Origin of the sequence: Secundilactobacillus hailunensis (assembly GCF_005405185.1) — a bacterium.
Taxonomy (GTDB): Bacteria; Bacillota; Bacilli; order Lactobacillales; family Lactobacillaceae; genus Secundilactobacillus; species Secundilactobacillus hailunensis.
In genome coordinates this window covers 1-9,979 of the sequence record NZ_BJDO01000062.1, presented here as the reverse complement: position 1 = coordinate 9,979, position 9,979 = coordinate 1, and the positions used below count along the sequence as shown (strand labels likewise).

The 9,979-nt window shown below is 35.9% G+C and carries 9 protein-coding genes and 2 pseudogenes; 7 read left to right on the top strand and 4 right to left on the bottom strand.

Features of this window, described 5'->3' with window-relative positions:
- Positions 1 to 262: pseudogene (locus FFM73_RS11435) on the top strand (IS110 family RNA-guided transposase); the annotation flags it as partial.
- Positions 263 to 643: 381 nt separating this feature from the next.
- Here FFM73_RS11435 and FFM73_RS11430 read toward each other — a convergent pair.
- The 4 genes and pseudogenes from FFM73_RS11430 to FFM73_RS11415 form a co-directional block, all read right to left on the bottom strand.
- A pseudogene (locus FFM73_RS11430) lies at positions 644 to 1,802 on the bottom strand (S-adenosyl-L-homocysteine hydrolase).
- Positions 1,792 to 2,454, bottom strand: coding sequence for an HD domain-containing protein (locus FFM73_RS11425; protein ID WP_014940864.1), 663 nt, complete (start codon positions 2,452 to 2,454; stop codon positions 1,792 to 1,794). The pseudogene FFM73_RS11430 and the gene FFM73_RS11425 overlap by 11 nt, the downstream one beginning before the upstream one ends.
- Positions 2,454 to 3,845: an MFS transporter gene (locus FFM73_RS11420; protein WP_041142890.1), complete on the bottom strand. Its 1,392-nt coding sequence runs from the start codon at positions 3,843 to 3,845 to the stop codon at positions 2,454 to 2,456. The genes FFM73_RS11425 and FFM73_RS11420 overlap by 1 nt, the downstream gene beginning before the upstream one ends.
- Positions 3,846 to 4,132: 287 nt before the next feature.
- Positions 4,133 to 4,210 (bottom strand): putative holin-like toxin, encoded by a 78-nt coding sequence (locus tag FFM73_RS11415; protein ID WP_076661461.1) that lies wholly within the window; start codon positions 4,208 to 4,210, stop codon positions 4,133 to 4,135.
- Between the two features lie 305 nt (positions 4,211 to 4,515).
- Here FFM73_RS11415 and FFM73_RS11410 point away from each other — a divergent pair, with 305 nt between their 5' ends.
- From FFM73_RS11410 to FFM73_RS11380, 6 genes are all read left to right on the top strand, one after another.
- Positions 4,516 to 5,595: an FRG domain-containing protein gene (locus FFM73_RS11410; protein WP_014940866.1), complete on the top strand. Its 1,080-nt coding sequence runs from the start codon at positions 4,516 to 4,518 to the stop codon at positions 5,593 to 5,595.
- A gap of 109 nt (positions 5,596 to 5,704) precedes the next feature.
- Positions 5,705 to 6,298: a recombinase family protein gene (locus FFM73_RS11405; protein WP_137631814.1), complete on the top strand. Its 594-nt coding sequence runs from the start codon at positions 5,705 to 5,707 to the stop codon at positions 6,296 to 6,298.
- A 125-nt stretch (positions 6,299 to 6,423) separates the two neighbouring features.
- Positions 6,424 to 7,215, top strand: a complete 792-nt coding sequence (locus FFM73_RS11400) for a ParA family protein (RefSeq protein WP_016527412.1) — start codon at positions 6,424 to 6,426, stop codon at positions 7,213 to 7,215.
- A gap of 71 nt (positions 7,216 to 7,286) precedes the next feature.
- A complete protein-coding gene (locus FFM73_RS11395; RefSeq protein WP_010011603.1) occupies positions 7,287 to 7,526 on the top strand; it encodes a hypothetical protein in 240 nt (79 codons plus the stop codon).
- 906 nt (positions 7,527 to 8,432) lie between these two features.
- Positions 8,433 to 9,551, top strand: coding sequence for a replication initiator protein A (locus FFM73_RS11385; RefSeq protein WP_137631813.1), 1,119 nt, complete (start codon positions 8,433 to 8,435; stop codon positions 9,549 to 9,551).
- A gap of 259 nt (positions 9,552 to 9,810) precedes the next feature.
- Positions 9,811 to 9,979 (top strand): type II toxin-antitoxin system RelB/DinJ family antitoxin (locus FFM73_RS11380; RefSeq protein ID WP_137631812.1); only part of this gene is annotated, 169 nt, incomplete at its 3' end.

The following is a 9,979-nucleotide window of genomic DNA, read 5'->3' as shown; positions in this document are numbered from 1 at the left end:
CTCTAAGCACGGCAATGCCGTTGCGCGGAAGATTCTTTATCGTGCAATTGGACAAATCGATCTAGCGGCTAAGACTAGTCCATGTCATATAGCAGATTACTATGAACGAAAAAAGCAATTTTCTCAAACGAAGGGGTTCAAGAAAATTGCCATTGCTTCAATCCATAAACTGCTTAGAACGGTCTATATTTTGATTATCACTGATCAAATGTATGATTACAACGTAGCCAACAATAATCAAAAAGACTTTTGTCGCAATTAATTGATCAGGTTCATTATAGCCTAAGTTAACTTCAAAGAAGTAATTTCTTTGAAGCCTTTTGTGATGCTCCTAATTTAGAAAAAAAACGCCTCAATTAAAGCAATAATGCCAAATATGTCATAAATTAAAACTTTAGAGTCCTAATATACTTGACTTTACGTAGAAAACTTCCTGCTTAATCTATTATACAGAAACTTTGACGAGGAAACCAAATTTCATCTTAATATTGTTATCAACTGTTTCAGTGAAAGTTGCGCTTAATAAGGTATTTTTGTTTAATACTACGATCAAAGTTTAGCAGCAACTAAAAACAGCTTAAAATCTCTTTGTCGGTAGCAACCAGAGCTTATTTGTATAATTCTTTAAGCTTTTTTATTTAATTCAACTTTTAACAACTTCAAATATCTCTGCCAACCATTCTTTAGCAATTTTTTCTCTGTCGTTTTCATTTAATTCAACAATTCCCTGATTTTCTTCACCTGAAATGTCTTTTTGTAGTATAACTGCCATTTCAGCCTGTGTTAATTGGACGTAGGAAGCTAATGTTGATATAGAGTATGTGAAATTAATTGCGTTCCCTGAATTTGCTAGAATAACAGTCCTATTGCTTTTAGTTTTTAAAATTTTATACCCACCATTGTGTCCATAGTGGGGTAATTTGTTGATCATTTGACTATTTTTAAAAGTATCGTCCGCTGAAGTTACAGAAAAGCTATATAAAGTATGTTTCAAATCCAATTTTTTTAGTTGAAGAGTATCAATAGACTTCTCTCCATTAGCTATATACACAATATCAACGTCAATTAGCTCAGTATATATATCATTAGTTATTTGGTACCCATGGGCTAATGCGTTAGCTAATCGTATTGCCCTTTTATCAGCAACTATGACTATTGCACCACGTTTTCTTAAATTACCCGCTATACTGGAGCCAACTTTACCATAGCCAATAACTAGTACTTTCTTGCCTAAAAGCGTCGTTCCATAATCTGCTAAAAAGATTTCGGATTTGACTACAATCTCATGTCCAACCAAAAAATCTTCCTCAATTTTTAAAGAACTTCTTGCCACTGATAGTATTGGGACTGATATTGAATTATTGGACAGCTTATCTTCATACTTTTGGTAGCCATTTTCCGTATCCTCGATTATTTTAACCAATTGACCTTTAAACTGTTTCTGAATGTCACTTAATCTTGGTACAAAATACCCACCAATATCAATAATTGCAAACGTGTCCTGTCCGACAATTTCCTTTATCAAGTTAGGTGTATCAACGCCTGCTAATTCTTTCCTAGAAACATCTAATATTGTACAAGTCTTTGATAAATGTTTAAGGACTTTACGATCAATACTTTTGGGCTTGGGTATAAAGTACACTTCGTAGTGTTCACATAAATAGTCTATAAAATCCAAACTGTTAATCACGGCGTGCTCTACGACAAGGATTTTTTGGGGATCAGACTGCCCTTTATTAAAAAGCGCAGCGACTTTTTCGAAATACGATTTATCTATCTAATAGATACTCATTATGTCTCATCTTTTACACCTGTTTCCATTTGGAATTCAGATAAGAAATCACGCATATACTTTGTTCGACGACTGGCTTCTTGCTTTCCCGTTCTGGTATTCATTGAACTTGCTAATTTCAGTAGCTTTTCATAAAAGTGATTGATGGTTGTACTTTTGTGATGGCGATAATCATCGTGTGTTTTGATTTCCTTCACTGATATTTTGGGATCGTATATTTCCTGTCCAGCGTGCCCGCCGTAAGCAAATGCACGTGCTATGCCGATTGCACCTAGTGCATCAAGTCTATCAGCGTCCTGAACACATTTACCTTCGTTAGAAAGCTGGTAATGGTGTTCAATGTTGTCAGAATATGACATATGTTGGATAATATCTAAAATGTCTTCTCTAGCCGGAGTTGCAATATTCTCATGGCTAAGTATAATTCGTACTTCTCTCAGTCTATTCTTTTTATCTGCAGTGACTTTTTCGTCTATGGTGTCATGCAAATAGCTAGCTGCTTTCACAACATACAGACCAATATCAGTTTCATCTTTTTTAAAATCTTCTGTATATATTTTCTGAGCTAACTTAGCCACTCTTTGGGCATGAAGAAAATCATGCCCAGTTGGATCAAAGGCCATATTTTCTTTAGAAAATGATTTTATATCATCTAAACTCATTACTCTTTATCTCCTTTAATTACTTTATTTCGTAAAGCTATCAAGCATAGAGAAATTGTGAATACGGCAACAAAAAACAAAATCAAGAAATTGATTGCTAACCCCCATTTTGTCCCTGAAATTACACTCCCTTGTTGTTTCTGCAATAAAGAAACAATAGAGGACGATATTGCAATTCCAACTGCTCCTGAATAAGCTTGAACCGTCATATAAATCGAATTACCATCATTTACTAACCCAGCAGGTAATTGAGACAAACTATAGGTCATGATGTTACTGTAGCTAAAGCTCAATCCCACCATAAAAAGCATATATATTAAAACCAGCCCGCCAATACTTGGTGTAAATAGGTTGGCGCCCAAAAAGGTCAGTCCAATGATTATACAGCCACTTATAATGGGTAAGCGGGGTGCAGTTTTATCGTAAATAATACCAGCAACCACCGATAGCACTGCATCAATCACAGCGGCAGGAGCAATTAGAAAACCTACCAAACCAGGTGACTGGGCAAAAAGTATTTGTAGCACATTAGGGATTAAGTATGACATACTCAAAGAACTGAATTGCAATAGAAAAAAAGCACTTAACAACTGCAAAAAGCGTTTGTTTTTAAAGAGACTTAATTCCAACAATTTATGGCTCTTATGCTTCTCATTAAGAAGGAAAAGTAAGCCACTAAAAAAAGCTGTTCCTAGTAAAAATAAATACAATTTAAAAGAGCTACTGTTAGCAGTCAAGTTAACAATAAACATCAACGTCGTTGTCAAAAAAATGGCCAAGAAAATGCCCCCACGGACATCAAAGGGAACGTAATGAACCGGTGAACTTTGTTCAATGCTAAGCTCACCAAGCAGCCAGGTAACCATAATAATTGGTATTAAAATTATAAATAGAAAATGCCAATTGAATGTGTCCTGAATTATGCCACCATATATGGGACCCACTGCTGGTGCAAAGGCAATAACTAAGCTACCTAGCCCCATAAAAGTGCCAACTTTTTTCTTTGGCACTTGATCTAGTATGACAGCAAACATCAACGGTAACGCGATTCCATCAGCAATGCCTTGACATAAGCGGCCTAGCAAAACTAAATTAAAGCTGTTGGAAAAGCTTGCAATCAACGTACCGACTAAAAAGCTTAAGCACGAAACTCTAAATAAAGTTACCACACGAAACCGTCTTAAAAAGAATGAACCCAATGGAATCAAACTAGTTGAGACTAGCATATATCCAGTAGTCAACCATTGAACTTGACTGATAGGTATAGAAAAATACGTTGTTAATTGTGGGAAGGTTATGTTTAACGCTGTTTCAACCACTATTCCTAAAAAGCTTAAAAGACCAATCGAAATTATTGCGCTCAATAGTTTGTTGTGTTTCTCTTGAACCAAGAATTGCACCTTCCAAACACTACATATAGTTTTTATTACATATTATACCACTATATATGGTTCTTAGGCCGTTGCTCCTACATATTTTCAAGAACGAACAATAGTTTCTCTAGCCTTTGAGAAACTACACTTAAAATAGTCGCAAGTCCGTTATAGCCATGCTATAATGTAAACAGAAAAAGGAAGCCCCGCTAGAACAGGGCTTCCCATGTAGAGCCGTTTAAGACGGTGGCAAAGTTTAATAATAGATTAAATAATCCGTTAGCCCTGCCAAAAGCTAAGACGGATTATTTTTTTTGCTGACTTTTGATCAGCTCAACAATTAATGCAATCAAGGCCACGATAAATGTACCGAAAGCTAGCATTAATTGTAAAGCGTCCGAAACGGACACTTAGGCTACTCCTTTCGTTAGGATTTATGGGCTTTAAAGGTTTAACACCATAAGCACCGCCTCCGATCGGAAATAGCCACCGCCTTAACTTCTCTACTTGATTCATTATACAGAGATATAATTCTTTTAGAAACATATTTTTAAATCAGTAGTGTACTTCATTCTAACCTGGATTAGTGTATTAACGTAAGTCATCTTAGTAAGAACATTGAGCATAAAAATACGGTAATTGATTCATTTTATCAGAGTGCTTGCTTATATCTATAGGAGGTTCTATTTTGAATATTCAATCTGTAAATAGTTTTTTAAGCAAAAAAGCAGAATCCCTAAAGTCTATAAAAGCTAATGTAACAGTTGATGGAAGAGGTTTGCTACCACGATTTTTCTATAGAGGACAGTCAAATGACTTCAAAAGTAGTAATAACGTTGCTAGCATCTTTAGACAAAAAGAGCTCTCCGGATATACCCATGAATATTCATTTACTAATGAGTACATGCGTAGGTACGCAAACGATTTTAACAATTTAGAAAACAATTTTTCTCGCCTGTCTTATATGCAACATTTTGGCTTGCCAACTAGGTTATTAGATGTAACGACCAATGCTCTTGTCGCTCTTTATTTTGCCTGTCAATCTCATCTTGATTCTGAAGGACATGAAACAGACGGGATAGTTACCATGTTTTTTTCTAACAAGACACAAAATATTGATGATTTCACATACTATAGTAGTCGCAGTGACACCGTGGAAGTCTTATCAACATTAGCATTGATGGACGAAGAAAAAAAGAAAAGTATTTATAGAAAAATATCTTCTTTCAACAAAAATATTGATGATTTGTTGAAAGAAGATGAAAATCATTTATACCAAAGTTGGTACATGGATCTGGTCAAGCAGTTCCCAGAGGGCTATTATGAACAACTTTCTGAGGAAAACCAAAAAGTATATGACTCACTAAATGATTTCTATAAAGAAATAAATCAGTCTTATGAAATGCAATGCCTGTATCATGATATTAAAAGAGATACTGGTTATTTTGCTGATCTAATCAACTTTAGAACTTTACTTCACCCATTTTTCGTCGAACCTTCAATTAATAATGAACGCTTACGAGCTCAAAGTGGTTTTTTCCTTTTTGAACCTTATGATGGTACATCATGTAGCTTGGAAAATATTCATGATGATATTGATAACAAAGTATCTCTGTACAATGGACACAATGAGCCAATTAGATTAGTAATTCCTGGTGAAAAAAAGCAACAAATTTTAAACGAATTAAATCAATCATTGGAAATAAACCAGGCTACTTTATTTCCAGACAAAGAAAATGTGGCTAGTTATATAAAAAATAATTTTTAATAAAAAATGTTTAAAGGCCATTAGGGCATACCCTATTGGTCTTTTTTATTTCTGTGCTATACTAGGAATTACAAGTGTTCATTAGAACTGTCCAAAAGGAGAACTGGAAATGGCTAAAATTGGTTATGCGCGTGTGAGTTCCAAGGAGCAACATTTAGATCGACAGTTAGCGGCTTTAAAAGACGTTGATAAATTATTTACGGATAAATTAAGTGGGGCTAACACTAATCGGCCAGAACTGCAAAAAATGCTGGCCTATATTCGTGAGGGTGATATTGTAATGGTCACTGAATTAGATCGCTTAGGCAGAAACAACCATGATTTGACTAAGATCATGAACTCCATTCAAAATAAGGGTGCCACCCTTGATGTGTTGAATTTACCGTCCATGACAGGGATTGCTGACCCCAATTTACGTCAACTCATGACCAACCTCATTATTGAACTTTATAAATACCAAGCTGAAAGTGAACGTAAGCGGATCATTGAGCGCCAGCAGCAAGGGATTGCCTTAGCTAAGCAGCAGGGTAAATATCATGGGCGCAAACCCCAATACACCCAAGACGATCCCCGCTTGCAACATGCTTTTAAGCTTTATCAGGCGGGCATGAGTGATGTAGATGTTGCTCGGAATACCGGGATCAAGCGGACAACCTTTATTCGATATCGTAAAAAACTTAATATCAAGAGATGGGGCACTTAGCTAGTGTATACTAATAATTCATGAATATAATGTATATGTATCATTTGCAAACATACGTGTTATGCGTTATTATGCATGTAGCGATATTTATTAAGCTTACTTAGCATGTATGAGGAGGGACACTAATGGAAATTATTACATTTTCAGCTATAAAAGGCGGCGTTGGTAAAACTACCCTAGCTTTTAATTATGGTGAATGGTTAGCAAAAAATGGCAAGCATGTTTTATTTATTGACTTAGACCACCAAAGTAATTTAACCCAGACTTACAACATTTACGACAATCAAGACACCGTTGGCAACATTTTCTTAGATCGAGGGAAAGTCAAAATACATGAAATAAGTGCTTATATTAGTCTAATTGCCGGAGACATGCACCTTGACGATATTGAGCGTACCATTGAAAATAAGACTAACAAAAACATGTTCCTCTATATGTGGTTGTCAGATAATTATGAACGTTTAAATTTAGGAAAATTTGAGTATATTATTTTAGATTGCCACCCAGATTTTTCTACTGCTACCAAAAATGCAGTCATCATCAGTAATGCTATTCTTAGTCCAATCACGCCCAGTGAACATGGGTATAATGCAAAATTTAACCTAGAAGAAAGAATTAACGAGTTACGCAAAGAAGCCATTGATTACTCTACTAGAAAATCTTATGTCACGACCAAATTATTTTTTATCGCCAACATGATTAAACACAACACAAGATCATCTCGCGAGTTATTAAAAGCCTTAAAAGGCGATCCCAGTGTATTGGCTACAGTTCCAGAAAAGGAGCTATTCAATCGTTCAACGTTGGATAAAAAATCTCTTTCAAAAATGGCTGAAGACCACAAAACATATATTGATCAACATGAATTTTTCGACAGTATGGACAAAACATTTAATGAAATCACGGAAAAATTATAAATATTTCGTACACGTATCAATCACATGTATACTCAATAAGTGTACATGTTAATTATAAAGGAGGACTACCTATGGCATTCGATCCAGAGAACAAAAACATAAAAAAGGCACTACAAAAAAATGAAACAGAACAGCCAACTGATACTAAAGATAAACTTGTTATTCCTGTTTTTAAAGATGAAGAGGAACGTACTAAGAACTATACCTTTTCACTTCAACCTAGCGCACGCAAAAGACTTGACGGTCTGGCCAAAGAACATAATTTTAAGTCTGCCTCCAAATTTTTAAATGAGCTTATAAAAAATATGTGATGTCACTTTAAGGGGGGGGAGTTGTTATGGGAATTTCAATAAGTGTTATATTTTTGTTTGCCGGCCTTATTGTCTTTTAGATAATCCCAGCCATTGGAATTGCAAAAAAGCACCTGGTAGATGACCGCTTTTTTATTCGACAGTGGTTATTTCCAATGCAGTATTGGTTACAGCTATTATTTGAAAGAATCAGTGGTAACCGTCGTATTGTCGTAAGAATTTTTCAAATAATGTCCCTGTTTATCACGTATTTTTGTGGGTTGCTTATGCTCATGATTTTCAGTGTTTTTGATGGAAATTTGCTTAAACAACCCGAAGCATTTTTACTTTTCGAATATTTACTGGTATCTTCTATCGCTTACTGGTTTCAACCAAAAGCTGGCAAAGTATATAAAACCAAATAAAGTTGCCGCTTAGTAAGCGCTATGCTAAACTGAGATTAATTTAACAACCGAATATAGAGATCAAGCTAAACAAAAAAATCCCCGATTCACGAGGAATCAGGGATTTTGGGTTTAGCAAGTAGCTATAAGGCAGCTACTTAGATTCAGTCGATTTTCACCGCCAAGTTAAAATCGACTGAACATTGTTCTTAATTTGTAGGTTAATTATACCGCAAACCAGTCCCCAAGGACAAGTTAAGGATAGTTAAAAACAAATTAAAGTCAATGGACTAAGTAGCTAACCAGAGCTATTTAGTCCATTTTTTGTTGTTAGAACTTAAAAAAGTTGCCGACTGGGCAACTCACAAACAGACACATGCTGGTAAATTACAAAGCATTCATTTAGCCGTGAGGCTTTGTAATTCAGTTAAAGCATATCAGATTTGTATTGTAATGCAAGTCGAATGTTTTAGCAACTCTCTTTTGAGACAGCGTGTGTCAGTCAAGAAAGGGAGTTTTTATTATGACAAAATCAACAAATTTTAATTACTATGAAGCAGATAACGTATATGGAGCCTTATTTTTCCAGTTTCCTAAGGTATTAATGTATGGCGAGCAATACAAGCATTTAAGCAATGACGCTAAATTAGCCTATATGGTACTAAAAGACCGATTAGAGTATTCTTTGCGCAATAACTGGGTTGATAGTGAAGGACACGTCTACTTTATCTTTACCAATCAAGAACTAATGGACTTGTTCAATTGTTCAAAGGGAAAAGTCATCAAAATAAAAGCAGAGCTGGAATCAATCGGATTACTCGTTCAGAAACAAATGGGCTTTAACCCGAAAACTAAGAAAAATGAACCGAATCGCTTATATCTGTCCAAGCTCGATGTGAAAGCAACCGATGTCTATTTACGCGGCGAATTTGGTCAAAAAAGCTCTCAAACCCTTGCTACGAGCGGAAGTTCAAAAAATGAACTTCCGCGGGAGACCGTTGAAACCCTTGCTACGAGCGGAAGTTCAAAAAATGAACTTCCGCATAAGTTCGTTGACAACAGCTCTCAAACCCTTGCTACGAGCGGAAGTTCAAAAAATGGACTTAATCTATATAGAGAACCTAAAGAAAGAGACAAAAACAGATACAATATAGATACTCAAAAGTTGGACTTTTCCACAGCCAATTTCTCACCAGCAGAAATTCAAAAGCAAAACCAGGATTTGGTGAACCATGCTAATGATTTCTTAACTGATGAAGACAGTGGCTTACCGGTTTTCTTAGAACCAGAAGCTGTGCAACTACTTAGTTTTTGGTGCCGTACCCCGCAACAAATGCGGCGCTTCATTGGCATTATCTTAAATGCTAAATACCGAGTTGAAAAGGATCATCAAGATATTGGCGTCATAATCCCTCTTGACGACGAAGAACTAAAACCTTTGATGACTAAAGCCTTAAGACGCTACTTTAACGCCCTAAGAAGCAATGAGAAGCATATCAAGAACGTGGAGAACTACTTATACGGCACCATGCAAAACCTATTTGGCGTTTGGTGGAATCAACAAGCGGCTAGAGAATATGCGGCCAAACACCCCGAAGAAGAAAAGTTGGCCGACAACGATAACAGTGGGTTGTACTACTAGTCCTAAAAGGCTACAAAATCCTTTCTAAGCAGTTTTAAGACTTGCTAACCTCTTTATACTTAAGTTAGATTTAAATGGCTTAAACAGAAGAATAGGGGCTTTTAAATGAGTGCCAGAGCTAACCAGGCTAACCAGCTCAAAAGTTCAGCCTTTAGATCAACGCCAAGCTCAAGTGATTTGAGGCCAGGGCTTTATCTATTGATAAGGTACTCAAAAGGTAGTATAATGGTAGTAGTAAAAGAAAGGAGATGAGACAATCATGGCAGTTAAGGAAAAGAAACGGGTCCAAGTCAAGATTGATAAAGATTTGGCCGATGATACCGAAGCAGTTTTAAGCGAATTGGGCTTAAATCCAACCACGGCCATTAACATGTTTTACAAGCGGATTGTTGCTAATGGTGCTTTACCTTTTAATGCGTCTTTAAGCG